Source organism: Streptomyces sp. NBC_00582, from assembly GCF_036345155.1.
Lineage (GTDB): Bacteria > Actinomycetota > Actinomycetes > Streptomycetales > Streptomycetaceae > Streptomyces.
Genome location: NZ_CP107772.1, coordinates 5,952,979 through 5,976,859, shown reverse-complemented (window position 1 = coordinate 5,976,859; position 23,881 = coordinate 5,952,979). Strand labels below are relative to the sequence as shown.

Here is a 23,881-nt window from a genome sequence, read left to right as displayed (position 1 = left end):
CCGGATACTCGGGGCATGACCACGGATCTTCATGAGCTGCTGAAGTCGCTGCGGGTGTGGGACCCGGAGGTGACGGAACTACGGCCGTTCGACACGGAGAAGGCCCCCGGCGACCCTCTGGCGCTGTTCGCGCAGTGGTTCGCCGAGGCCGTGGCGGCGGGTGAGCGGGAGCCGCACACCATGACCCTGGCCACCGCCGACGAGGAGGGCCTGCCGGACGCCCGGATCGTGATGCTGCACGGCGCCGACGCGAGCGGCTGGTCCTTCGCGACCCACGCCACCAGCCGCAAGGGGCGCCACCTCGCCGCCCGCCCGTACGCGTCGCTCACCTTCTACTGGCCGCTGCTCGGCCGCCAGGTCCGCGTCCGCGGCCCGGTCACCTCCGCCCCCTCCGGCGTGTCACAGGCCGATCTGCACGCCCGCTCCACGGGCGCCCTGGCCGCCGCCCTGACGGGCCGCCAGAGCGAGCCGCTGTCCTCCCCGGAGGAACTGGCCGCCGTGTCCCGGGCGGCCTGGGAACAGGCGCAGGCGGACCCGACGGCCGAGTCCCCCACCTGGACCCTGTACCGGCTCCAGCCGCAGGAGGTGGAGTTCTTCCAGGGCGAGGAGCGGCGCCGGCACGTACGGCTGGCGTACCGCGGGGGCGGCGACGGCTGGTCACGGCAGCTGCTTTGGCCCTGACGGGTCCGCGAGGTATCCGGCCGCCCCCGCGCGCGGCAGCACCGCCCACATCCGGGTGCCGCCGCCCGGCTCCCGGTCGCCACCGATGCCCCAGTCTCCGTGGCAGGCCCGTACGACCTCGTCCAGGACCCGCAGCGACACCCGGCGGGACAGGACGCAGATGGCACCGAGGCGGGCCCGGGTGTGCCGGGGATGGCCGTCGTAGACGGTGATCCGCAGATCGCCGCCCCGGTGCCGGAGCGAGACGTACACCTCCTGCGTGGCGGACAGCCGGCAGGCGCAGGCGGTCAGTTCGCTCACCACCTGGACGACCGCGTCCGTCACGTCGGTCAGGCCGTGCGCCCGCAGGATCGTGCGGGTCGCGGCGCGGGCGACACCGGAACTGCGGGGCGCGGCCGGGAGCGTGAAGCTGTACGCGAGGTTCTCCGGCAGCGCGGGGGCGAACGGGGCGTCGACGGGAGCGCTGGTCGGCGACGGGCAGGTCGTGGTGTCGAGGTGCACGGCAACTCCCTGGTCTCATGGGGGCGTTCCACCGGCACACCCCTCCCGGGTGAGCAGAGAGCACGCGGGCCCGTCTGATGCCCGTCCGGACGACTCCGGTACGACGTTGTGGTCGGCCGGTGACAAACGGGGAGGGGTGGGGCTGCGCCGTTCGGCCCCGTCCCGATTGCCGCCCCCTCGCTGACACTCTGTGATGATTCTTGGCTTTTCGGATGTCTTCCGACCCTCGGGATGAATCTTGCGGAGGTATCAGTGACGTTCCGTCGTTGGAGTGCGGCCCTGGTCACGACGGCCGGGCTCGCCGGTTCCGTGCTGCTCGGCGCACCCTCGTCCGCCGCGGCCGCCGACCGGCCCACGGCACGGCAGCCCGCGACCGCGCCGTTGCCCGTCGCACGGGCCGACGCCAAGGCCGTCGTGGGGGCGGACACCAAGGCCGTCGTGGGGGCGGACACCAAGGCCGTCGTGGGGGCGGACACCAAGGCCAGGGGGCCCCAGGGCTACGGGGACCCGGCGCCCAAGGACAGGCAGGCGCCGTCCTGTCTGGGGCTGGTGCCGTCGCCCTACCCGTACGCCCACACGCCGTACCACTGCAACGACTGGCGGTTCGGCCCGGCCCGGCTGCCCGACTCCGGTCTGGTCGGCCGGGCCCTGCAGGGCTACAACCGGTTCGGCACCCTGACGCCCGTCGAGTTCCTCAACAAGTGGTGGGACCCCAACCTGGAGCACGGCATCGGCGACTGGAAGTACGCGTCGATCCCGGACGACGGCTTCGACCACAACGCGCAGGGCGTGCCCATCGCGACGGAGGCGACCCTCCCGGTCGGGCAGTTGCTGGACCGCTTCGGCAACGAGTTCGGCAAGTTCCTCGCTCCGGCCGGCGCGAGGTACGCGGAGCGCTCCATCCCGCCGTCCGGCCTCGACACCCAGGACCCGCGCTTCCCGTACAACTACCACCTGTACCGGGTGAAGAAGCCGACGCTGGTCTGCGCCGGCCCGACCGCCCCCGCCTTCGAGCAGCCTGGTCAGGGGGTGCAGTACGTGACCTCGGTGGCGCCGGGTGCGACGTACTGCACGAACGTGAAGACCGGTGCCACGGTGAGCTCCCTGATCACCAGCGGCAACCTGGAACGCGCCAACTGACGCGGACACGAGGAGGGGCGGGGCATGGACCGGCACGGACTGTGCGAGGCGCTGCGCGCGGCCGGTGTCCCCGCCGGGCTGTACGAGATCGCCGGCTGCCCCGCCCCGCCCGGCACCCCCCGGCCGGAGGACCGCCTCTACCTGGAGGAGGACGCGGACGCGGGCGACTGGGTCGTCGGCGTACGACAGCGCGGCGTCCGCACCGTACTGGAGCGGTTCCCCGACGAGGACCGGGCCTGCCGCGGTCTCCACGCCAGGCTGACCGATCCGGGGCCGCCGTCCGTGCCGCTCACCGCCGAGGAGAGGGCGCGGCTGCTGGGCCCCTGAGGTCACCGCGTGAACCGGTGGACCGCGAAGTCCGCCACCGGCCGGTAGCCGATGCGCTGGTAGAGACCGTTGCTGGTGGGGTTGGCGAGGTCGGTGAACAGGAGGACCTCCCGGGCGCCTGAGGCGCGTGCGGCACGACTGGCCTCGGCGGTCACGGCGCCCGCGTATCCCCGGCCGCGCAGTGCGGCGGGGGTGTAGACGGTGGTGACCCGTACCTGGCCGGCCACCTCCGGAGTGACAGCGGCCAGGGAGACGGGGGTGCCGTCCGGGGTCTCCCACAAGAGGGCACCGCCGTGGGCGATCCGGGCGTCGGCGAGGGCGCCGCTCTCCTGGAGGCCGTGCTCGCCGATGCTCTCGGCGAACTCGTCGATCCAGCGGACCAGCTGAGCCCGGTCTGCGGAGACCGCGATCCGCGAGGCGCCCTCGGGCGCGGGCTCCGGGGGCGTCAACTCGCCGAGCCGATAGAGGCGTTGGGACTTCCAGAGGCCGGATTCGGATCCGGTGCGGCGCTTCCACGCCTCGACGAAGGCGTCGGCCGTGCCCCGCTCGGCGAAGACTCCGGGGAGGCGGTGCCCGTCCGACGCCAGCCGTGCGGCGAGGGCCTCGGCCTGCTCGCCGGTGAGGGAGGTGAGGTTGATCCAGTAGGGCGGCGTGCGGAAGAACACCGCCTCGACCCGGCCGTCCGTCTCCAGCACCCCGAAGACGGGGGCCTCCTCGCCGTAGACGTTCGCTCCCCGGCTGCGCAGGTTGTGAAGGACGGTCAGCGGGACGGTGTGCAGCGCGGGCCTGGACGCCAGGAAGTCGCCGGCGCGGCCCAGGAAGGCGTCGAGGTCATGGGTGAGATGCCAGTCGTCCTGATGCATGCGCCGCATGCTCGCGCAACCGCCGCCCTCCCCGCTCGCGATTTACGCCCACCCGGGCTCTCCCGGCTACGCCACCCACGGCTACGCCACCGACAGGCCCAGCTCGCCCGACTGCGCCGCCTACGGCGCCTGCGCCCACGGCTGCATTCCCACGACTCCCGCGCCCCACAGCTGCGATGCCAACGGCCCCCGCGCCAACGGCTGCGCCAGCACGGGCCCGGCTCGCCCGGCTACGCCACCCACGGCGCCTGCGCCCACGGCTGCGATGCCTACGACTCCCGCGCCAACGGCTGCCCACCCACAGGCCCGGCTCGCCCGACTGCGTCGCCCACGGCGCCTGCACCCACGGCTGCGACGCCAACGGCCCCCGCGCCAACGGCTGCGCCACCCACGCGCCCGGCTCGCCCGACTGCACCACCCACGGCGCCTGCACCCACGGCTGCGACGCCAACGGCCCCCGCGCCAACGGCTGCGCCACCCACGCGCCCGGCTCGCCCGACTGCACCACCCACGGCGCCTGCGCTCACGGCTGCGATGCCAACGGCCCCCGCACCCACGGCCCCCGAACTCAGGGCTCCCGTGGCTCAGGGTCCGTGGCCAGGCGGCCGTGCAGGTGGACGTCGCGGAAGGCGTCCCGTCGGCCCGCCTCCCACATCCCGCCGCGCACGGTCCCCTCGTACAGGAACCCGCACCGCTCGGCGACCCGGCAGGAGCCCCCGTGGCCGAGGGCGTGGCCCAGTTCCAGCCGGTGCAGTCCGGCCTCGTCGTACGCCCAGCGCGCCGCGAGCAGCAGGGAGCGGGTGGCGACGTGCCGGCCGCGCGCCTCGGGGAGCACCCAGTAGCCGACCACGGCGTTGCGCATGACCCGGTCGATCGCGTTGACGGAGATCTGGCCGAGGACCGTCCCGTCGTCGGCGGCGGTGACGCAGAAGGTCATCGCGCGCCCGGCCTCCACGTCCGCGGCCTTGGCCTCCAGCGACTCCCGGGCGCTCGCCGAGTCGGTGATCGTCCTGATGGGGGTGTTCCAGCGCTGGAACTCCGGGTCGGAGTGTCCGCGCAGCCACGCGTCCACATCGGTGGCGGATGCCGGGTCCCACAGGCGCAGCGTCAGGCCGTGGCCGTGGACCTCCGGGGCGTCCGGGGCGGTGTGCGGGTCGCGGATGCCAGTCATCCGGCCATTCAACACCGGCCGCCCACCACCGGGAATCGCACCCCCGGGACCCCGCCGGCACCGGCGTCGGCGTCGGGAGGCCCGCCCACCGGTGGTCTACGGGCGTGTCCGGCCGGCCTGTGGATCCGGTGCGCCGTGCGTGGCCGGCCGGAACACCGGGGCGCCGTCCCGGAAGGTCACTTCCAGTTCCATCCCGGCCCGGAGGTCCCCCGCGCCCACCACCTCGGTGGACATCCGGGGCCCCTCGGCCAGATCGACGACCGCCGCGACGTACGGGGTCCGCTCCCCGAAGGGCGGCAGGTCGTTGCGATGGACGACCGACCAGGTGTACAGCGTGCCCCGGCCGCTCGCGTCCTCCCAGGTCACGTCCTCGCTCCAGCAGTACGGGCAGAACTCGCGGGGGTAGTGGTGGGCCCGTGCGCAGGCTCCGCAGCGGCGGATCAGCAGCCGTCCCCCGGCGGCCGCGTCCCAGTACGTACGGGTGAAGGCGTCGGCCTCGGGGACGTCGTACCGCGCGCTCACAGGAAGAGCCCCAGCGCGTCGTCCACGGACCAGGTCTGCCAGGCCATACCGCCCAGCGCGACCACGGAGATCAGGGCCATCATCCCGTTCTGGCCCTGCTCGGCCCAGTCGTGGATCATGAGGACGAGGTAGATCAGATTGAGGAGCAGGCCCGCGACCAGGGCGATCGGGGTCAGGAAGCCCGCGATCAGACCCAGCCCGAGGGCCAGTTCGGCGTAGACGACGACGTACGCCATGACCCGCGGGCGGGGCTTGACGACGACCTCGAAGCCGGACCGTACGGCGCTCCAGCGGTGCTTGGCCGCCACGTCCGCCGCCCAGGCGATGCCGGAGCCCTCGAACCAGCTCTTCTTCTCCTTGTGCCGCCAGCTCTCCAGCCACCACAGCCCGAGCCCGATCCGCAGCACCGCCAGCCACTGAGCACCGTCGAGCCAGATCGCATCCATGAATCTGACGGTACGTCAGACAACCGGATCCGGGAAGACCGTGAAACCTGTGCGTCCGCCATGAAGCTATGGGGTCCCCATGAATGCCCCGGGATTGTTGGCAATTTTGTTCGCACGCTCGGTACGTTCACACCGCAAGCAGAGAAACCGAGGGAGTCGAACCGTGAAGCACAGGGCAATCAAGCGCAGGTCGGTCGTCATGGGCATCGGCGCCACCGCCGGAGTCGCCGCGGTGGGCGGCATCGCCCTGAGCGCGCAGGCCTCCGACACGTCCTCTTCGGCGTCCGGCTCCCTGGTCTTCGACCCGGACGCCTACAGCGAGCTGACGACGACCGTCACCGACACCGACGGCGACGAGCACTCCGTGACGTACCACTTCTGGAAGGCGATCACCTATGTCGCCGATCCGGTGGACGCCACCTATCAGTCGCTGATCGTCAGCGCCCCGGTCGAGATCGACGGCGAGAGCGTCGACCCGAGCAACGCGCCGATCCTGCTGGCGAACTCCGTCGGCGGATACATGCCCTCCTCGGTCGCGGACGCCACCGGGGTCGGCGCGGGCGGGGGCGGCGGCGGTATGCCCGGCGGCACCCTCCCCTCCGACGCGCCCACTTCCTCGGCCGCCCCCAACGCGAACGAGAACACCAACGCCAACGGCGGCGCCACCTCCTCCAACCAGTTGCTGGCCCTGGCCGCCGGGTACGTCGTGATCGAGCCCGGAGCCCGCGGCCGTACGCTCAAGAACTCCGACGGCGACTACTACGGCGTCGCCCCCGCCGCGATCGTCGACCTCAAGGCGGCCGTGCGGTACATCCGGTCCAACCAGGGCCGCATCCCCGGCAACACCGACCGGATCGTCTCCGCGGGCACCAGCGCCGGCGGCGCCCTGTCCGCCCTGCTCGGCGCGTCCGGCGACAGCCCCCTGTACGACAAGCTCCTGAAGGAGATCGGCGCCGCCGACGCCTCCGACGCGATCTTCGCGACCGGCGCCTGGTGCCCGATCACCGACCTGGAGCACGCCGACGGCGCCTACGAGTGGAACTGGGGCTCCAACGCGACGAGTTCCGGCTCCCAGGTCGACCAGACCGTGTCGAAGGCCCTGCGGTCGCAGTTCGCCGAGTACCAGGCCGGCCTGCGGCTCAAGGGGCTCGACGGCACCCGGCTCACCGCCCGCAACTACGACACGTACCTGGTCGAGCAGTACCTGGAGCCCTCCGCCACCCGGTACCTCACCGCCCTCTCCGACTCCGCCCGGGCGACCTACCTCGCCTCGAACACCTTCATCAGCTGGAAGAACGGCAAGGCCTCCTTCTCCTGGGACGACTTCCTCACCCATGTCGGCGCCCGCAAGAAGACCACCCCGGCCTTCGACGCCTTCGACCTGTCGGCCGGCGAGAACAACCTCTTCGGCAAGGGCACCACCGAGACCCGCCACTTCACGGCGTACAGCCTCAAGCACGACACCACCGGAGTCACCGCCAAGCGCCTCGACGGCGACATCCCCGAGGTCCTGCGGCTGATGAACCCGATGCACTTCCTCGTCGACGAGCCCAACGAGAGCCGCACCAAGCACTGGTGGATCCGCCTCGGCACCAACGACTCGGACACCTCGCACACGGTCTCCGCGAACATCGCCGCCGCCGCCCACACCCTCGGCGACGACGTGAACCACCTCTACTACTGGGACGAGGGCCACGGCGCCAACACCGACCCGGGCGACTTCATCGCCTGGATCGCCAAGGTGACCGGACACCAGGCGAAGGCGAAGAAGTGAGCCGGAACCGGACCTGATCCGTACCCTGCTGTACGGCACCCCTGAACGCGGCGGCGTCCGTTTCCCGTCATAGCTACTGACGCCGTCCGCCCGCGACGCCTGGCCCAAGCGCACCTGGACCAGGCGTCGCACTCTTGTACGGCCCCGTCTTCACAATGAAGTGGCCTACGCCACAAGTCCCCCGCACCACTCCCCCAAGCGTGATCGATCCGCAACCAATTCCGGTCTTGACCGAGACCCAACAATCTCGTGCGTGATTACGCTCGCGCGCATGGAAGACTCCGCACCGCCCGCGATCACCACCGCGAACCCCGCCGACCGCCCCGTCTACGTCATCGGCGGCGGCCCCGGCGGACTCGCCACCGCGTACGCCCTGCGCGCCCAGGGGATACGCGCCGTCGTCGTGGAGAAGGCCGACCGGGTCGGTGCGTCCTGGAGCCGTCACTACGACCGGCTGCATCTGCACACCACCCGCCGCCTCTCCGCCCTGCCCGGACTGAAGATGCCCCGCCGGTTCGGCCGCTGGGTGGCCCGCGACAACGTGGTGCGGTACCTGGAGAAGTACGCCGAGGTCCATGAACTGGAGATCGTCACCGGGGTCGAGGTCTCCCGGATCGAACGCACACCGGACGGCACCGGCTGGCTGCTGCACGCCACCGGCGGCCGCGAGCTGACCGGCGCGGCCGTCGTCGTCGCCACCGGCTACAACCACACCCCCTTCCTGCCGGACTGGCCCGGCCGCGACACCTTCACCGGCGACCTCGCGCACGCCGGCGCCTATCGCGACGGCACGCCCTACACCGGCCGGGACGTCCTCGTCGTCGGCGTCGGCAACACCGGCGCGGAGATCGCCGTCGACCTCGTCGAGAGCGGGGCCGAACGGGTACGGCTCGCGGTGCGCACGGTCCCGCACATCGTCCGCCGCTCCACCGCCGGCTGGCCCGCCCAGTACAGCGGCATCCTCGTCCGCCGCCTCCCCGTCGGGCTCGTCGACCGGATCTCCCGGATCCAGGCCGGGCTGAGCCTGCCCGACCTGTCGGCCCACGGGCTGCCGCGCCCCGACACCGGGCTCTACACCCGGGCCCGGCAGGGCGCGATCCCGGTGCAGGACGTCGGCCTGATCGACGCGGTCCGCAAGGGCCGGGTGGAGGTCGTCGCCGCCGTGGAGGCCTTCGAGGACGGCGGCAAGGTCGTCCTCGCCGACGGCACCCGCATCTCCCCGGACGCCGTCGTCGCCGCCACCGGCTATGTCCGCGCCCTGGAGGGCCTGGTCGGCCACCTCGACGTCCTCGACGAACGCGGCCACCCCCTCGCCCACGGCCCGCACGCCCCGGCCAACGCACCCGGCCTCTACTTCACCGGGTTCACCACGCCCATCAGCGGCACCCTCCGCGAACTCGCCCTCGACGCCCCCCGCATAGCCAAGGCGGTGACCCGCCACCTGAAGCAGTGAGCCGGCGGTGGGCGGCGGTCGGCAGTCGGCGAGGAAGACCGGCTCGGCCCCGTTCCACAGGAAAAGCGACGGCACCAGAAGGTAACCGAGGGCTCCGTAGCGTCTGGTGCGAGCACGAAAACCGTGCCGGACACGAAGGAGTCACCATGCCACGCGTCGTTGTGTTCGACGAGTTCGGCGGGCCGGATGTCATGCGCGTCGTCGAGGAACCGGTCGTCGAGCCGTCGGCCGACGAGGTACGGGTCAGGATCGAGGCGTTCGCCGTCAACCCGCTCGACCGGATGATGCGGTCCGGCACCTCGCCCACGCCCGTCCCCCTGCCGCACGCGCGCCTCGGCGTCGAGGGAACCGGTGTCGTCGACGCGCTGGGCTCCCGGGTCACCGGGCTGGAGACCGGCGAGCCGGTCATCCTCACGGCCGTCCCGGACGCGCACGTCAGGGGCAGCTACGCCGAGTACACCACGGTCCCCGCGAGCCGGGTCGTCCCCCGGCCCGCCGGGCTCGGGGTCACGGAGGCGGCGGCGATCTGGGTCGCGTACAGCACCGCCTACGGTGCGCTCGTCGAGAAGGCGGGCATGCGGCCCGGTGACCACGTCCTCATCACGGCCGCGTCCGGCGGGGTCGGCCGGGCGGCGATCCGGATCGCCCGTCAGATCGGCGCCGTGCCCCTCGCGCTGACCCGGCACACCGCGAAGAAGGACGAACTGCTCGCCGCCGGCGCCGTCGCGGTCGTCGCCACCGACCGGGAGGACGTCGTCGAAGCCGTTCGCCACCACACCGGCGGGGCCGGCGCCGACATCGTGCTGGACGTCGTCATGGGCCCCGGCCAGCGGGAGCTCCTGAAGGCGGCCCGCCCCGGCGGAACCCTGGTCGCCGCGGGCTTCCTGGACCCTCGGCCCACGCCCTACCCGGCCGGCACGCTCACGATCGTCGGCTACCGGAGCTTCGAGCACACCCTCGACCCGGTGGTGGTCAAACGCATGGCCGCCTTCCTGAACGCCGGTGTACGCCTCGGCACACTGCGGCCCGCCCTCGGCAAGGTGTTCCCCTTCGACGGCATCGCCGAGGCGCACCGCCACCTCGAGAAGGGGCTCCACGCCGGAAAGAAGATCGTCGTCACCGTCCAGGACGCACCGGGCCCCGGGGACCGGGCCCCGCGGGGCGGCGCGCCCCGCCGGATGGGCGATAGCTCCCCATAACTCCAACTCCCCCTGCTTCTCTGCCTGTTACACCCGTGCCAGATGTGGCGAGGGCGTTGTCGTGTGCCCTCGTGCGGAGCCAGAATGTGAGCCCTGTTCACCTTTCCGCTCCGCCCCCTCTCTACGGAGGACGCACGTGGCACGTGAAAGACAGCTCTCCCCCGGCTCCGGCGACGGCCTCTCCCGCCGCTCCCTGCTCGGCCGCACCGCCGCGGTGGCCGCCGGCGCGACCGCCCTCACCGCGACCGCCGCCGGCACGGCCTCCGCGGCGACCACCCGGACCGTGGACGTCGCGATCGTCGGCGCCGGCCTGGCCGGCCTCACCGCGGCCCGCGACCTGGTCGCGGCCGGCAGGACGGTCGCCGTCCTGGAGGCCCGCGGCCGCGTCGGCGGCCGGGTCCTCAACCTGTCCCTGGCCAACGGCGGGGTGACCGAGGGCGGCGGCGAGTTCATCGGCCCGACCCAGGACCGCATCAAGGCGCTCGCCGACTCCCTCGGCGTGGCCACCTTCGCCACCTACAACACGGGCAACAACCTCCTCTACAAGGACGGGAAGAGGACCCCGTACGCCACCGACGGCCTCCTCGGCTCGGTGCCGCCGGTCGACGCGGCCGGTCTCGCCAACGCCGCGATCGTGCAGGCCTCACTGGACGACATGGCCAAGACGGTCCCGGTCGACGCGCCCTGGACCGCCGCCAAGGCGGAGGAATGGGACCGGCAGACCTTCGAGACCTGGCTGCGCGCCAACGCCGTGATCCCCTCGGCCAAGTTCCTCCTGGACGTGGCCTGCACCTCGATCTTCTCGGCCGAACCGCGTGAACTCTCCCTCCTGTTCGTGCTCTTCTACATCGCCGCCGCCGGCAACGAGTCCACCGTCGGCACCCTGGAGCGCCTCACCGAGACCGCGAACGGCGCCCAGGAACTGCGCTTCGTCGGCGGCTCCCAGCAGGTGCCGATCAAGCTGGCCGCCACCCTCGGCGACCGGGTGGTGCTGAACGCCCCGGTGCGCACGATCACCCAGTCCGGCAGCAGCTACGTGGTGACCGCCGACGGCATCACCGTCACCGCGAAGAAGGTCGTCGTCGCCGCGCCCCCGCCGCTCGCCGCCCGCATCACCTACGACCCGCTCCTGCCGGCCGGCCGCGACCAGCTCACCCAGCGGCTGCCGATGGCCTCGGTCGCCAAGGCGATCGCGATCTACGACACCCCCTTCTGGCGGGCCGACGGCCTCAACGGCCAGGTCGTCAGCGACACCGGCGTGGTCAGCTCCACCTTCGACAACTCCCCGCCCGACGCCTCCTACGGCGCCCTGATGGGCTTCATCGAGGCCGACGAGGCCCGGGCGTACGACGCGGCGAGCGAGGCCGAGGTCAAGGCGGCGGTGCTGAAGGACTATGTGACGTACTTCGGCGCGAAAGCGGCCTCCCCCACCTCCTTCGTCCTGCAACGCTGGAACAACGAGGCCTACACCCGCGGCGGCCCCGTCTCCATCGCCGCGCCCGGCGTCCTGACCCAGTACGGTCCCGCCCTGCGCAAGCCGGTGGGCGGCATCCACTGGGCCGGGACCGAGACCTCGACCTACTGGATGGGCTTCATGGACGGAGCCGTCCGCTCGGGCGAGCGGGTGGCGAAGGAGGTTCTGGCCGCGCTGTAGCGCCGTGGCGCCGAAGGTCCGCTCCTTTCTCGCTGCACGCCCATTCCTGACATCCCGTCAGGTATGTAATCTGACAGTGCGTCAGTTACTTGGCAGTCACACAGGAGCGGGCGGACCGATGCTTGGATCAACCCACGGCACCCTCACCACCGACTCCCGCCGGGCCCGGGTCATCGCGTGCGGCGAGCAGCCCGGGCCCGCCGTCCACGGCCGGCCCGCCGACGTCGACGACCTCGACGTCAGCGGCCGGCCGTTGTATGCGACCGTCCCCGATCTGGACCGGTTCTTCCGGCCCGAGTCGGTGGCGGTCATCGGCGCCTCGGACGCCGAGGGACGCCCGAACACCGGTGTCACCCGGCAACTCGTGGGCTGGGCCGAGCGGGTGGGGGCGCGGCTGCACCCCGTGCACCCCACCCGCGCGTCCGTCTTCGGCCTCCCCTGCGTGGCGTCGGTCGCCGACCTGCCGGAGCAGGTCGATCTGGCCGTGCTCCTGGTCGCCGATCCGCTGCCCGTGATCGAGCAGCTGGCCGAGGCCAAGGTGCGCTTCGCGGTCGTGTTCGCCTCGGGTTTCGCGGAGACGGGCGAGGCGGGGGCCGCGGCGCAGTCCCGGCTGGCGGCGGCCGTGGAACGCTCGGGCGTCCGGCTGCTCGGCCCCAACACCAATCTCAACGCCTTCGAGCGGTTCCGCGAGGACCTCACCGGACCCTCGATCGCGCTGATCACCCAGTCCGGTCACCAGGGCCGCCCGGTCTTCGCGCTCCAGGAGCTGGGCATCCGGCTCTCGCACTGGGCGCCGACCGGCAACGAGGCCGATCTGGAGACCTCCGACTTCCTGTCGTACTTCGCCGAGCGGCCCGAGGTCGGCGCCATCGCCTGTTACGTGGAGGGCCTGAAGGACGGCCGTGCCTTCCTGCTCGCCGCCGACCGGGCGGCGCGGCGCGGGGTCCCCGTGGTGGCCGTGAAGGTGGGCCGCACCGAGACCGGCGCGCGCACCGCCGCCTCCCACACCGGCAAGCTGACCGGCGCGGACGAGGTGGTGGACGCGGCGATGCGGCAGTACGGGGTGATCCGGGTCGACGGCCTGGACGAGCTCCAGGAGACGGCGGCCCTGCTCGCCCGGGCCCGCCGCCCGAGCGCGGACGGGGTGGTCGTCTACTCCATCTCGGGCGGCACCGGCGCCCACGCTGCCGACCTGGCGACGGCGGCCGGGCTGCGGCTGCCCACCCTGTCGGCCGCCAAGCAGGCCGAGCTGCACCAGTGGATCCCCGAATACCTGAACGTGGCCAACCCGGTCGACAACGGGGGGCATCCGGTCGGGGACTGGCGCGGTCGGAAGATCATCGACGCGATCCTCGACGACCCTGAGGTGGGGGTGCTGATCTGCCCGATCACCGGCCCGTTCCCCCCGTTGAGCGATCGTCTGGTGCAGGACCTGGTGGACGCGGCGGAGCAGACGGACAAGCTGGTGTGCGTGGTGTGGGGCTCGCCGGTGGGCACCGAACCGGCCTACCGCGAGGTGCTGCTGGGCTCCTCCCGGGTGGCGACCTTCCGCTCCCTCGGCAACTGCATCACGGCGGTCCGGGCGCATCTGGAGCACCACCGCTTCGTGAGCGACTACCGCTCGCCCTTCGACCAGGCCCCGCGCACCCCGTCGCCGTCCTTCCGCAAGGCGCAGCTGCTGATGCGCCCGGGCCAGCAGCTCAGCGAGCACGCGGCGAAGCAGCTGCTTCGGGCGTACGGGATCCGGGTCCCGCGCGAGCAGTTGGTGACCAGTGCGGCGGCGGCCGTGCGGGCGGCGGGGCTGGTCGGCTACCCGGTGGTGATGAAGGCGTCCGGCGCGCAGATCGCCCACAAGACCGAGCTGGGTCTGGTCAAGGTCGGCCTCACCTCGGCGAGCCAGGTCCGCGACGCCTACCGCGAGCTCACCGACATCGCCCGCTACGAGGGCGTCTCGCTGGACGGCGTCCTGGTCTGCCAGATGGTCGAGCGGGGGGTGGAGATGGTGGTCGGGATGACCCACGACGACCTGTTCGGCCCGACGGTCACGGTCGGTCTCGGCGGGGTGCTGGTGGAGGTCCTGCGCGACGCCGCCGTACGCGTGCCCCCCTTCGGGGAGGACCAGGCCAGGGACATGCTCGCCGAACTCCGGGGGCGGGCCCTGCTGGACGGCGTCCGGGGCCGCCCGCCGGCCGATGTCGACGCCCTCGTCGAAGTCGTCCTGCGGGTCCAGCGCATGGCCCTGGAGCTGGGCTCCGACCTGGCCGAGCTCGACATCAACCCGCTGGTGGTGCTGCCCCGGGGCCAGGGCGCGGTGGCGTTGGACGCGCTGGCGGTGTGTCGCTGACATGACTGATTCCCCCCGTGAGGCCGGAACGACCGGAACGACCGGAACGACCGGCAAGCCGGAGATTCCCGCTGAGTCATGGGTACGGCACACCACTGACAATCACGTCCTGGTCGTCACCCTCAACCGCCCCGACGCCCTCAACGCCATCACCCCTGACCTGCGAGAACACCTGATAAAGATTTTTTCCGAGGCGTCCGCCGACCCCGCCGTGCGGGCCGTCGTCCTCACCGGCGCCGGGCGCGGGTTCTGCGCGGGAGCGGATCTGCGGGGCGGAGCGGCGACGGGCGACCGCGTCCCCGGCGACGTGGCCCGCACGATCCGCCTCGGCGCCCAGCGTCTGATCGCGGCCGTCCTGGACTGCGAGAAGCCGGTGATAGCGGCGGTGAACGGCACGGCGGCGGGCCTCGGCGCGCATCTCGCGTTCGCCTGCGATCTGGTCCTGGCCGCCGAATCGGCCCGGTTCATCGAGGTGTTCGTGCGCCGCGGCCTGGTCCCCGACGGTGGGGGCGCCTACCTCCTCCCCCGGTTGATCGGCCCGCAGCGGGCCAAGGAGCTGATGTTCTTCGGCGACGCCCTCACCGCGCCGGACGCCGAACGCCTCGGCCTGGTCAACCGGGTGGTCCCGGACGGCGCGTCGGAGAAGACGGCCCGGGAGTGGGCGGCCCGCCTGGCCGCCGGCCCCACCCGTGCCCTCGCCCTCACCAAACAGCTCGTCAACGCCTCCCTCGACACCGACCGGGCCACCGCCTTCGCCGCCGAGGCCACCGCGCAGGAGATCAACATGACGACGGCGGACGCTCAGGAGGGGGTGGCCAGCTTCGTGGAGCGACGGGCGGCCGCGTTCAGGGGACGGTGACGAGCGGGCCGCGCATCACAGGTCGGCCGACTCCAGGATCCGTAGCTCTCCGGCGTCCGGATCCCCGACGAACCGGAACAGTTCGGGTGCGTGATCGGTGCCGCCGACGGTCCACGAGGTCTCGTCCCCGCAGGTGCTGCCGGTGCCGCCGCCCTCTTCGAGGCGTACGACGACGCTGTCCCACTTCGAGGACGTGTCCCGCTCGAAGACCCAGGTCCCGGTGCCCTCGCACACCACCGCCCCCTCCCCGGGCCCGCCCTCCGCCGGCATCGCGGTCAACTCGGCCCGCCCTCCGCGCAGAAGCCGCAGCTCGGCCCCGTTCGCGCCGTGCCAGACACCGGTGACCCCGGTGGCCGACAGCCGGGGAGGCTCGTACTCCTCGATCAGGCCCGTGGCTCCGGCGAGCAGCCCGGCCAGGACGGCGCACACGCTCAGCAGGACGGACCCGACGCCGGCCCCCAGCCAGACGCCCCAGCCGCCCCACGCCCGGCCGCGCGCGTACGCCATCGCGAGGACCGGCAGGACGGCGAGCGCCGCGAGGACGAGGGCCGTGGTGACGAAGGGCCGGTCCCGGAAGACGGCGGCCGGTACGGCCCATACGACGCCGAGGAGCACGGCGGCGGCCAGGTGCCGCACCCGGCGCGGCCCCGGGAGCCGGCCCTGGGTGAGCTCGGCGAGGGCGGCGGCGGGCAGGGTCTGCGCCCAGGCCTGCAGCAGGCCCAGGACCGGCAGGTACAGGGGCGCGAACAGGAACACGCAGGCCAGTGCGAGGCCACCGCCGTAGTCACGGCCGTACGGGTCGCAGGACAGGCGGGTGACCCACCAGAGCAGCCACGCCGCCGGAAGCTGCGCCGCGCCGGCGGCGACCGCCGCGGTCACCTCGGCGTCGGTCTTCCTCAGGCCCATTCTCGCGCGTATGCCACCCCGCCCCATGGGGGCAGCGTACGTGTGCACGTCAGGGGCCCTCACACCCCTTCCTATCTGACATGCCGTCAGCTTCAATGAGGACATGATGGGACACGCGGGGATGGCGGCCGCCGCCGTCCGTTACTTGAGGGCGGGCCCGGTCGAACCGCTGCCCCGTCCCGAACTGCGCTGCGTCCGCGAGGACGAGCGGGCGCCGGTGGACCCGGGCGAGTTCCGGCGGGTGCTGGGGAACTTCGCGTCGGGCGTGACCGTTGTCACGGCGACGACGCCGGACGGCCCCGCCGGCTTCGCCTGCCAGTCCTTCTCCTCCCTCTCCCTCGACCCGCCCCTGGTCGCCTTCATGGTCGGCCGTACGTCCACGACCTGGCCGCGCATCGCCCACGCGGGCGCCTTCTGCGTCAACGTCCTCGCCGCGCGCCAGGCCGCGCTGTGCCGCGCCTTCGCGGTGAGCGGCGCCGACAAGTTCACGGGCGTGCCCTATGACGCGGCCCCGGCCACGGGCTCCCCGCGCCTCACCGGCACGCTCGCGTGGATCGACTGCACCGTCCACGCGGTCCACACGGGAGGCGACCACCTCATCGTCGTGGGCCGGGTGAGCGCCCTGGGGACGACCGCCGACGGGGACGGGGAAGAGCCCCTGCTGTTCCACAGGGGCCGGTTCCTCCCGCCGCGCGCCTAGGCCGTGTCTGACAATTCCCGTCTGCCTCGCGACGCCATGCACGCACTCTCGGCGCACCGGGCGCAGACCCTAGTACGCCCAGTACGAGGGTCTACGCCCGGCACGCCGAGAGCACGCACCTGACGCCGCCAGGCCGCCCTCCGGGCGACGACGGGAATTGTCAGACACGGCCTAGGCCGGACACGGCCTGGCCGCCCGCCCGGGAGGCGTCGTCGTCAGGCCGCCGCCAGGGCCGGCCCCGTCGGCCGTCGGCGGATGACCAGGGCCATCAGGGCCGCCGCCGCGCACAGGGCGCCCGAGGCGTACCAGACGACGTCGTAGGAGCCGAAGGTGTCGCGGGCGACGCCGCCGAGGAAGGCGACCAGGGCCGCGCCGACCTGGTGGGAGGCCAGGACCCAGCCGAAGACGATGGCGCTGTCGTCGCCGTACTGCTCGCGGCACAGGGCGAGGGTGGGCGGGACGGTGGCGACCCAGTCGAGGCCGTAGAAGACGATGAAGAAGATCATCGGCGGATGGACGGTCGGCGCCAGCAGCATGGGCAGGAAGAGGAGGGAGATCCCGCGCAGCGCGTAGTAGACCGCCAGCAGGCGGCGCGGCGAGAAGCGGTCGGTGAACCAGCCGGAGGCGATCGTGCCGACGACGTCGAAGACACCGACGACCGCGAGGAGCGAGGCCGCGGCCGTGACCGGCATGCCGTGGTCGTGGGCGGCGGGCACGAAGTGGGTCTGGACCAGGCCGTTCGTGGAGGCGCCGCAGATCGCGAAGGTGCCGGCGAGCAGCCAGAAGGGCCCGGTGCGCATGGCGGAGAACAGGACCTTGATCGTGCGGCTCGCGGCCCCCTGCACGGGCGCCGGCTTCGGCACGAACTCCTTCGACCCGTACGGGCTCGCCCCCACGTCCGCCGGGTGGTCGCGCAGCAGCAGCCAGACGAAGGGGACGACGGCGAGGGCGGCCAGGGCCACCGTGACCGCGGCGGGGCGCCAGTCGTAGCGGGTGATCATCCAGGACAGCAGCGGCAGGAAGATGAGCTGGCCGGAGGCGGACGCGGCGGTCAGGATGCCGCTGACCAGGCCGCGGCGCTCGGTGAACCAGCGGTTGGTGACCGTCGCGGCGAAGGCCAGCGCCATCGAGCCGGAGCCCAGACCGACCAGCAGTCCCCAGCAGAGCAGGAGTTGCCAGGCCGCCGTCATCCACACCGTCAGGCCGGAGCCGAGCGCGATCACGGTCAGGGCGACCGCGACCACCCGGCGGATGCCGAAACGGTCCATCAGCGCGGCGGCGAAGGGCGCGGTGAGCCCGTACAGGGCGAGGTTGACCGAGACGGCCGCGCCGATCGTGCCGCGTGACCAGCCGAACTCCTGGTGCAGCGGGTCGATGAGCAGACCGGGCAGCGAGCGGAAGGCGGCCGCGCCGATGATCGTGACGAAGGTGACGGCGGCGACGAACCAGGCGCGGTGCGGCGTGATCATGCGGCTCCGCCGCGGGCGGGTACGGGAGGTGGGCTTCTCGTCCTCTACGGCTGCGCGAGCCTCGCTTGTCTGGGTCACGTCACTAAGGGTCCGCTGTCCCACCCCCCGCCACCACTGGCCCGAAGGACAGCGTTCGCTAGGATCGGGCCATGAGTGATGGCCCGGACTTCCGCCCGCACCGCGTCGTCGTCCTCGCCCTGGACGGCATCCTCCCCTTCGAGCTGGGCATCCCGCACCGCATCTTCGGCCGCCCCAAGGACGCCGCGGGGCGGCCTCTGTACGAGGTCCTGACCTGCTCGATCCGGCCGCCGGGCCCCGTCGAGACGGACGCCGACTTCGCGATCATGGTGGAGCACGGGCCGGAGACCCTCGCCACCGCCGACACCGTCGTCGTCCCCGCCTCGTACGAGCTCGGCCCGGTCTTCGAGGAGGGTGTGCTCACCGACGAACTCGCCGCCGCGCTCGCCCACCTCCGGCCCGGCACCCGGCTCGCCTCCATCTGCACCGGGGTGTACGTCCTCGCCGCCGCCGGCCTGCTCGACGGGCGGCCCGCCACCACGCACTGGGCCGACGCCGAGCATCTGCAACGGCTCTTCCCGCAGGTCGACGTCGACCCGGACGTCCTGTTCATCGACGACGGCGACGTCCTCACCTCCGCCGGGGTCGCCGCCGGCATCGACCTGTGCCTGCACATGGTCCGCCGCGACCACGGCACCGCGATCGCCAACGACGTCGCCCGCCGCACCGTCGTACCGCCGCACCGCGACGGCGGTCAGGCGCAGTACATCGAACGGCCCGTGCCCGATCCGCAGCAGACCGGCACGACCGCCGCGCGCGCCTGGGCGCTCGGGCGGCTCCACGAGCCGATCCAACTGCGGGACATGGCCGCGCGGGAGGCCATGTCCGTACGGTCGTTCACCCGCCGCTTCCGGGAGGAGACCGGCGTCAGCCCGGGCCAGTGGCTCACCCAGCAGCGCGTCGAACGCGCCCGCCATCTGCTGGAGTCCACCGACCGGTCCGTCGACCGGGTCGCCCGGGACGCCGGGTTCGGCACCGCCCAGTCGATGCGACAGCACCTGCAGGCGGCCCTCGGGGTCACACCGACCGCGTACCGCCGCACCTTCCGCACCGCCGGCGGCGGAACGCCCATCGGCGAGCACCGGAGCCACGGCGGCGTCGGCACCCCGAGCTGAACGGCCGGCACACCGGGTCCCACCCCGCCGGCCGATCCCGGCCGGAGCCGGTGGTTCCGGCGCCGCTCCAGGGACATGCCAAGATGCTTTCGCGCCGGGGCGCCTCCCGGTTCACCGACGTACGAGCAGAGTCATGCCTGAGACAGAGACGATCCGCCGGTGGTTGCTGCCCGCGCTGCTGGCGGCGGCGCAGCTCGCCTGGCTGGGGGCCGAGGGCCCCTGGCGTGACGGCGGTCCGCGCGGAGCGGTCGCGACCGTGGCGGTCGGGTGCGCGCTCGCGGTGGAGACGGCTGCCCTGGGCCGGCGGCGGCAGGCCCCGGTGACCTCCCTGGCCTGGTCGATCGGCACCCTGACCGTCGGGCTGGTCGCCTGGGAGGACGGCTACTTCGCCCTGGGGGCTCCGGTGTCCCTGTACTCGGTCGCGGTCCGCTGTCCGCTTCCCGTGACGCTGCGGGCCGTCGCCGCGGTCGTCGCCGCCGAATGGCTGCTGTCCTTCGCCCTGTCCGGGTTCCACACCGTGCCCCTCGCGGAATGGGCGGTCGCGGCCCTGCTGTACGTGCTCTGCGCCGGGCTGGGGGAGGCGCGACGCCAGTGGCACGCGCGGCGCCTGACCGCGGCCCGTCTTCTGGCGGGGGCCGAGGAGAGCAGACGGCACGCCGCGGAGAACGAACGGGAGCGCCTGGCCCGTGAGTTGCACGACGTGAGCGCCCATCACCTGACCTCGGTGGTCGTCACCGTGGACGCGGCCCGCAGGCTCGGCGACACGCGGCCGGAGCTGACGGCCGAGGCCCTGGAGTTCGCGGAACGCACCGGCCTGGAGACACAGACGTCCCTGCTGCGGCTGGTGGGGCTCCTGCGGGACCCGGAGCCGCGCGAGGCCGAATCGATGACCGGCCGCATCCAGGAACTGGTCGCGGGATTCGGCCGGCTGGGCCGCCCCATCGCCACCGAGCTCCCCCCGGACCTGACCGGCGCGGTGGGCGAGGCCGTCCACGGCATCGTCCGTGAGGCCCTCACCAACGCCGTCCGCTACGCCCCCGGCACGGCCGTCCGGGTCGCCGTACGGCGCGAGGAGGGCCGGCTGCTGGTGTCGGTGACCAACGGACCCTCGGGAGCGCGGACGGCGCAGGCGTCCGCCATCCCGGGGTCCGGGCACGGCGTCAGGGGCATGAGGCAGCGCGCGGCCGCGGTCGGCGGCGAGCTCGACGCCGGTCCCACGGCAGAGGGCGGCTGGCGGGTCGAGGCGGTGCTGCCCGACACCGGTGGCGCTCAGGCACAGCGCGGCCGGCAGCGGGACGTCCTGCGGGAACAGTTGCTCGTCGACCCCGTGCTCGCGTTCACCGCGGCGGTGCTGCCGGTCTTCTTCGTGCTGGTCGGAACCGAGGGCTGGAGCCGGGGAGCCAGGGACGCGGCCCTCCCCGGAATCGTCCTGGTCTCCGTTCTGTTCGCCCTCCACGCTCTTCCCCTGGTGGGGCGGCGCCGCGCGCCCCGGGCCACGCTGACGGCCGTCCTGGCGAGCTCCCTGCTCTGGCCCGTGGCCGCCGCTTCGGCCCCCTTGGCGCACCTGTCCTCCTACTTCGTCGTGGGCCTGATCGCCGAAGGTCTCGCCGTCAACGCGCTGGGCGCCTACAGCCACCGCGGCCCGCGCACCTGGCCCTGGGTGACGGCGACGGGCGTGGTGAGCACCTGTGTGCTGATCACCACGGCGGCTGCCGACGGCGGTCTGCCGGCGGCCGTGCCCTCATGGCTCAACTGGGCGGTGCTGATCGTGTTGCCGAGCCTGTCGGCGTGCGCGGTCTTCGCCGTTCTCTGGGGCGCCGGTCTGCTGGTCCGCCGGCGCCGGCTGCGGGTGCTCGCGCAGAACGACTTCGCGCTCGCCAGTTCCGCGTGGCAGGCCGACCGGTCCGCGGGGGCCGAACGGCAGCTGCTCGCGGCGCGGCTGAGCGATGCCGTCCTGCACCGCACGGCGCATCTCGTGGAGCTCGCCCGCGCGGGACGGCTTGACGAGGTCGCGGCCGAGGCCCGCTCGACTCTCGCCGCCATGCGCGAACTGCTGCACGGCCTCGACCGGTCGCCGCACGCATGACACCCCTCCGGTCCCGTCTATCCGGAGATACAGACGGGGTTCGTCCCGCAAGACGATGGGAGGGCCGTCGTCCGCCGCAACACTGAGGGCATGTATCTCACGCTGGTCGTCGCGCTCTGCGCCGTCGTGGCCCTCGCGGGCGTGGTCGTGACCGTCATCCACGAACCGCCGACCTGGGCCGTGGTCGTCGGAACCGTCGTCGGATTCGCGCTCGGCGCCGTGCTGCTCGAACTGCCGGCGCTCGCCGACGTCGCGGAGTCCTCCGTCGGCGCCTGGAGCCTGCGCTTCGGCGCCTTCTCCACGGTCGAGGCGCTGCTGACCCTCGCCGTGACCACGCGCGGCCGGACCGCCCGGTCGGCCGACTCCTAGAAGGTGAGCACCCCCCGCGCCACCCGTCCCGCCTCCGCGTCCGCCGCCGCCTTCTCGAAGTCCTCGACCGGGTAGGTCTGGGTGATGAGTTCGTCGAGGAGGAGCCGGCCCTCGCGGTACAGGCCGGCGTACAGGGCGATGTCCCGCTGGGGGCGCGAGGCGCCGTAGCGGCAGCCCAGGATGGACTTGTCCAGGAAGAGGGAGGAGACCAGGAAGGTCGCCTCCGCCGTCGCCGGCGGCACCCCCAGCAGGACCGCCTGCCCGTGCCGGTCGAGCAGGTCGACGGCCGCCCGGATCAGTTCCACCCGCCCCACGCACTCGAAGACATGGTCCGCGCCGGTCGGCAGCACGTCCCGCACGCCGTCCGTGGAGGTCAGGAAGTCGGTGGCCCCGAACCGCCGGGCCACCGTCTCCTTCGCCGGGTTGGCGTCCACGGCGACGATCCGCAGCGCCCCCGCGATCCGCGCGCCCTGGAGGACGTTGAGCCCGACACCGCCCGTCCCGATGACGACGACACTCTCGCCGTACCCGACCCGCGCGCGGTTGAGCACGGCGCCCACCCCGGTCAGCACCCCGCATCCGATGAGCGCGGCGGACGTCAGCGGTATGTCCTTCGGTATCCGCACCGCCTGGACGGCCTTGACGACCGTCCGCTCGGCGAAGGCGGAGTTGGAGGCGAACTGGTAGACGGCCCGCCCCGCGCGCGTGAACGGCTTCTGGGGCCGCCCGATGGCCTGCCGGCACATCGTCGGCCGCCCCCGGTCGCACTCGGCGCAGGTCCCGCAGCTCGCGAGGGTGGACAGGGCCACATGGTCACCGGGGACGACATGACCGACGCCGGCCCCGACCGCCTCCACCACCCCCGCTCCCTCATGGCCGAGGACGACCGGCGCCGGGAAGGGGATCGTCCCGTCGACCACCGACAGATCGCTGTGGCACAGCCCGGCCGCCGAGATCGCCACCAGCACCTCGCCCGGCCCCGGATCGCGTACGTCGAGATCGTCGACGACCTCCGCCCGCTTCCCGTCGAACAGCACACCTCGCATCAGACGACCCCCTTGCGCTCTCTGGGCAGGCCGAGCACGCGCTCGGCGATGATCGTGCGCTGGATCTGGTCCGAGCCGCCGTAGATGGTGTCGGCCCGGGAGAACAGGAACAGGTGCTGTGCGTCGTCGAGTTCGTACGGCTTCTCGGGCGTCCAGTCCGACGGGCCCGCGCTCGCCGCAGCGCCCCGCACCTGCACCGCTGCCTCCCCGAGCCGCTGATGCCAGCCCGCCCACAGCAGCTTGGCCACACTGGGCGCCCCCGGTCCGCCCGAACCGCCCAGGGTCCGCAGCGCGTTCCACCGCATGGTGCGCAGCTCCGCCCACAGCCGCACCAGCCGGTCGCGTACGAGGGGATCGCCGGCCGCGCCCGTCTCGACCGCCGTGCGCACCACGCGCCCGAGTTCCTCCGCGAACCCGATCTGCTGGGCGAGCGTCGACACCCCGCGCTCGAAGCCGAGGAGGCTCATCGCGACCCGCCAGCCGTCGCCCGCGGCTCCGACGACATGCTCGGCACGGGCCTGTGCCCCGTCGAAGAAGACCTCGTTGAACTCGCTGGTGCCGGTGAGCTGCCGGATCGGCCGCACCTCGATGCGGCCCGGCTGGTCCATGGGCACGAGGAGGAACGACAGCCCGTGATGACGGGACGAGCCGGGATCGGTACGGGCGAGGACGAAACACCAGTCGGCCTCGTGCGCCAGGGAGGTCCAGATCTTCTGCCCGGTGACGCGGTACGTCCGCCCGCCCTCGTCGGCTTCCGCACGCGTCCGCACTCCGGCGAGGTCGGAGCCGGCGCCCGGCTCGCTGTACCCCTGGCACCAGAGCTCGGCGCCGGCGGCGACGGGCGGCAGGAAGCGGGACCTCTGCTCCGGGGTGCCATGGGCGAGGAGCGTGGGCGCGAGCAGGTTCTCCCCGATGTGCCCCGACCGGGGCGGGGCACCCGAGCGGGTGTACTCCTCGGCCCAGGCGACCTGCTGGGTGAGACTCGCGGTCCGATTGCCGAACCCGCCCTCGCTCCACCCGAGCCCGATCCACCCGTCGGCACCGAGTGTGCGCTCCCATCCACGCCGGTCGGAAACCCCCGGCACATGCTCGTCGAGCCAGGCACGAGCTTCGGCACGAAAGTCGTCGTCGGCCGGATCAAACCCGAAATCCACGTGCACCTCCTCGAGAAACGTCAC

Annotated in this window: 22 protein-coding genes; 13 read left to right on the top strand and 9 right to left on the bottom strand. The window is 73.0% G+C overall.

Going from position 1 to position 23,881, the window contains the following annotated elements; genetic code table 11:
• Positions 1 to 15 precede the first annotated feature (15 nt).
• Complete coding sequence (locus OG852_RS26795; protein WP_330349176.1) at positions 16 to 681, top strand: pyridoxine/pyridoxamine 5'-phosphate oxidase; 666 nt, start codon at positions 16 to 18, stop codon at positions 679 to 681.
• Here the strand turns inward: OG852_RS26795 and OG852_RS26790 are convergent.
• On the bottom strand, positions 658 to 1,182 hold the full coding sequence (locus tag OG852_RS26790) for an ATP-binding protein (RefSeq protein ID WP_330349175.1): 525 nt from the start codon (positions 1,180 to 1,182) through the stop codon (positions 658 to 660). The genes OG852_RS26795 and OG852_RS26790 overlap by 24 nt on opposite strands.
• A gap of 252 nt (positions 1,183 to 1,434) precedes the next feature.
• On the opposite strand from OG852_RS26790, the gene OG852_RS26785 reads away from it, so the two are divergent.
• Both OG852_RS26785 and OG852_RS26780 read left to right on the top strand, forming a co-directional pair.
• Positions 1,435 to 2,322, top strand: a complete 888-nt coding sequence (locus tag OG852_RS26785) for a TNT domain-containing protein (protein ID WP_330349174.1) — start codon at positions 1,435 to 1,437, stop codon at positions 2,320 to 2,322.
• Positions 2,323 to 2,346: 24 nt separating this feature from the next.
• Entirely contained in the window at positions 2,347 to 2,649 is a 303-nt protein-coding gene (locus OG852_RS26780) for a hypothetical protein (protein ID WP_133912079.1), read from the top strand.
• A 2-nt stretch (positions 2,650 to 2,651) separates the two neighbouring features.
• Here the strand turns inward: OG852_RS26780 and OG852_RS26775 are convergent, their stop codons facing one another.
• The 4 genes from OG852_RS26775 to OG852_RS26760 all read right to left on the bottom strand — a co-directional run bounded on the left by OG852_RS26775 (position 2,652) and on the right by OG852_RS26760 (position 5,651).
• Entirely contained in the window at positions 2,652 to 3,512 is an 861-nt protein-coding gene (locus OG852_RS26775) for a GNAT family N-acetyltransferase (RefSeq protein WP_330349173.1), read from the bottom strand.
• Positions 3,513 to 4,080: 568 nt separating this feature from the next.
• Positions 4,081 to 4,683 carry a GNAT family N-acetyltransferase gene (locus OG852_RS26770; protein ID WP_133912077.1) on the bottom strand — a complete coding sequence of 201 codons (603 nt, stop codon included), beginning with the start codon at positions 4,681 to 4,683 and terminating at the stop codon, positions 4,081 to 4,083.
• Between the two features lie 96 nt (positions 4,684 to 4,779).
• Entirely contained in the window at positions 4,780 to 5,205 is a 426-nt protein-coding gene (locus OG852_RS26765; RefSeq protein WP_208117131.1) for a Zn-ribbon domain-containing OB-fold protein, read from the bottom strand.
• Complete coding sequence (locus OG852_RS26760) at positions 5,202 to 5,651, bottom strand: DoxX family membrane protein (protein WP_133912076.1); 450 nt, start codon at positions 5,649 to 5,651, stop codon at positions 5,202 to 5,204. The genes OG852_RS26765 and OG852_RS26760 overlap by 4 nt, the downstream gene beginning before the upstream one ends.
• Positions 5,652 to 5,850: 199 nt before the next feature.
• Between OG852_RS26760 and OG852_RS26755 the strand changes: the two genes are divergently transcribed.
• The 6 genes from OG852_RS26755 to OG852_RS26730 all read left to right on the top strand — a co-directional run bounded on the left by OG852_RS26755 (position 5,851) and on the right by OG852_RS26730 (position 14,934).
• Positions 5,851 to 7,425, top strand: a complete 1,575-nt coding sequence (locus tag OG852_RS26755; protein ID WP_330351499.1) for a subtype B tannase — start codon at positions 5,851 to 5,853, stop codon at positions 7,423 to 7,425.
• Between the two features lie 271 nt (positions 7,426 to 7,696).
• Positions 7,697 to 8,878 carry a flavin-containing monooxygenase gene (locus tag OG852_RS26750; protein WP_330349172.1) on the top strand — a complete coding sequence of 394 codons (1,182 nt, stop codon included), beginning with the start codon at positions 7,697 to 7,699 and terminating at the stop codon, positions 8,876 to 8,878.
• A gap of 146 nt (positions 8,879 to 9,024) precedes the next feature.
• The gene (locus OG852_RS26745; protein WP_330349171.1) at positions 9,025 to 10,077 is read left to right on the top strand and encodes a zinc-dependent alcohol dehydrogenase family protein; all 1,053 of its coding nucleotides are present in this window, start codon (positions 9,025 to 9,027) and stop codon (positions 10,075 to 10,077) included.
• A gap of 136 nt (positions 10,078 to 10,213) precedes the next feature.
• The gene (locus tag OG852_RS26740; protein ID WP_330349170.1) at positions 10,214 to 11,731 is read left to right on the top strand and encodes a flavin monoamine oxidase family protein; all 1,518 of its coding nucleotides are present in this window, start codon (positions 10,214 to 10,216) and stop codon (positions 11,729 to 11,731) included.
• A gap of 118 nt (positions 11,732 to 11,849) precedes the next feature.
• Entirely contained in the window at positions 11,850 to 14,075 is a 2,226-nt protein-coding gene (locus OG852_RS26735) for an acetate--CoA ligase family protein (RefSeq protein WP_133912072.1), read from the top strand.
• A gap of 1 nt (position 14,076) precedes the next feature.
• Positions 14,077 to 14,934, top strand: coding sequence for an enoyl-CoA hydratase/isomerase family protein (locus OG852_RS26730; RefSeq protein ID WP_133912071.1), 858 nt, complete (start codon positions 14,077 to 14,079; stop codon positions 14,932 to 14,934).
• Positions 14,935 to 14,949: 15 nt separating this feature from the next.
• Here the strand turns inward: OG852_RS26730 and OG852_RS26725 are convergent, their stop codons facing one another.
• Complete coding sequence (locus tag OG852_RS26725; RefSeq protein WP_330349169.1) at positions 14,950 to 15,840, bottom strand: hypothetical protein; 891 nt, start codon at positions 15,838 to 15,840, stop codon at positions 14,950 to 14,952.
• A 106-nt stretch (positions 15,841 to 15,946) separates the two neighbouring features.
• Between OG852_RS26725 and OG852_RS26720 the strand changes: the two genes are divergently transcribed.
• On the top strand, positions 15,947 to 16,540 hold the full coding sequence (locus OG852_RS26720) for a flavin reductase family protein (protein WP_133912385.1): 594 nt from the start codon (positions 15,947 to 15,949) through the stop codon (positions 16,538 to 16,540).
• A gap of 215 nt (positions 16,541 to 16,755) precedes the next feature.
• Here the strand turns inward: OG852_RS26720 and OG852_RS26715 are convergent, their stop codons facing one another.
• Complete coding sequence (locus OG852_RS26715; protein WP_330349168.1) at positions 16,756 to 18,087, bottom strand: MFS transporter; 1,332 nt, start codon at positions 18,085 to 18,087, stop codon at positions 16,756 to 16,758.
• Between the two features lie 71 nt (positions 18,088 to 18,158).
• Here OG852_RS26715 and OG852_RS26710 point away from each other — a divergent pair, with 71 nt between their 5' ends.
• The 3 genes from OG852_RS26710 (at position 18,159) to OG852_RS26700 (ending at position 21,657) form a co-directional block, all read left to right on the top strand.
• Positions 18,159 to 19,202 carry a GlxA family transcriptional regulator gene (locus OG852_RS26710; RefSeq protein WP_330349167.1) on the top strand — a complete coding sequence of 348 codons (1,044 nt, stop codon included), beginning with the start codon at positions 18,159 to 18,161 and terminating at the stop codon, positions 19,200 to 19,202.
• A 133-nt stretch (positions 19,203 to 19,335) separates the two neighbouring features.
• Positions 19,336 to 21,288 carry a sensor histidine kinase gene (locus OG852_RS26705; protein WP_330349166.1) on the top strand — a complete coding sequence of 651 codons (1,953 nt, stop codon included), beginning with the start codon at positions 19,336 to 19,338 and terminating at the stop codon, positions 21,286 to 21,288.
• A gap of 90 nt (positions 21,289 to 21,378) precedes the next feature.
• Positions 21,379 to 21,657: a hypothetical protein gene (locus OG852_RS26700; protein ID WP_133912066.1), complete on the top strand. Its 279-nt coding sequence runs from the start codon at positions 21,379 to 21,381 to the stop codon at positions 21,655 to 21,657.
• Here the strand turns inward: OG852_RS26700 and OG852_RS26695 are convergent.
• On the bottom strand, positions 21,654 to 22,703 hold the full coding sequence (locus OG852_RS26695; protein ID WP_133912065.1) for a Zn-dependent alcohol dehydrogenase: 1,050 nt from the start codon (positions 22,701 to 22,703) through the stop codon (positions 21,654 to 21,656). The two genes, OG852_RS26700 and OG852_RS26695, sit on opposite strands and share 4 nt — an antisense overlap.
• Positions 22,703 to 23,857 (bottom strand): acyl-CoA dehydrogenase family protein, encoded by a 1,155-nt coding sequence (locus OG852_RS26690; protein WP_330349165.1) that lies wholly within the window; start codon positions 23,855 to 23,857, stop codon positions 22,703 to 22,705. The genes OG852_RS26695 and OG852_RS26690 overlap by 1 nt, the downstream gene beginning before the upstream one ends.
• Positions 23,858 to 23,881: the final 24 nt, after the last annotated feature.

Excerpts from the sequence above, each read along its gene's own strand:
- OG852_RS26795 (WP_330349176.1), top strand. The coding sequence starts at position 16 with ATGACCACGGATCTTCATGAGCTGCTGAAGTCGCTGCGGGTGTGGGAC.
- OG852_RS26780 (WP_133912079.1), top strand. The coding sequence starts at position 2,347 with ATGGACCGGCACGGACTGTGCGAGGCGCTGCGCGCGGCCGGTGTCCCC.
- OG852_RS26775 (WP_330349173.1), bottom strand. The coding sequence starts at position 3,512 with ATGCATCAGGACGACTGGCATCTCACCCATGACCTCGACGCCTTCCTG.
- OG852_RS26770 (WP_133912077.1), bottom strand. The coding sequence starts at position 4,683 with ATGACTGGCATCCGCGACCCGCACACCGCCCCGGACGCCCCGGAGGTC.
- OG852_RS26760 (WP_133912076.1), bottom strand. The coding sequence starts at position 5,651 with ATGGATGCGATCTGGCTCGACGGTGCTCAGTGGCTGGCGGTGCTGCGG.
- OG852_RS26755 (WP_330351499.1), top strand. The coding sequence starts at position 5,851 with ATGGGCATCGGCGCCACCGCCGGAGTCGCCGCGGTGGGCGGCATCGCC.
- OG852_RS26750 (WP_330349172.1), top strand. The coding sequence starts at position 7,697 with ATGGAAGACTCCGCACCGCCCGCGATCACCACCGCGAACCCCGCCGAC.
- OG852_RS26745 (WP_330349171.1), top strand. The coding sequence starts at position 9,025 with ATGCCACGCGTCGTTGTGTTCGACGAGTTCGGCGGGCCGGATGTCATG.
- OG852_RS26735 (WP_133912072.1), top strand. The coding sequence starts at position 11,850 with ATGCTTGGATCAACCCACGGCACCCTCACCACCGACTCCCGCCGGGCC.
- OG852_RS26730 (WP_133912071.1), top strand. The coding sequence starts at position 14,077 with ATGACTGATTCCCCCCGTGAGGCCGGAACGACCGGAACGACCGGAACG.
- OG852_RS26725 (WP_330349169.1), bottom strand. The coding sequence starts at position 15,840 with ATGGGCCTGAGGAAGACCGACGCCGAGGTGACCGCGGCGGTCGCCGCC.
- OG852_RS26720 (WP_133912385.1), top strand. The coding sequence starts at position 15,947 with ATGGGACACGCGGGGATGGCGGCCGCCGCCGTCCGTTACTTGAGGGCG.
- OG852_RS26710 (WP_330349167.1), top strand. The coding sequence starts at position 18,159 with ATGAGTGATGGCCCGGACTTCCGCCCGCACCGCGTCGTCGTCCTCGCC.
- OG852_RS26705 (WP_330349166.1), top strand. The coding sequence starts at position 19,336 with ATGCCTGAGACAGAGACGATCCGCCGGTGGTTGCTGCCCGCGCTGCTG.
- OG852_RS26700 (WP_133912066.1), top strand. The coding sequence starts at position 21,379 with ATGTATCTCACGCTGGTCGTCGCGCTCTGCGCCGTCGTGGCCCTCGCG.
- OG852_RS26695 (WP_133912065.1), bottom strand. The coding sequence starts at position 22,703 with ATGCGAGGTGTGCTGTTCGACGGGAAGCGGGCGGAGGTCGTCGACGAT.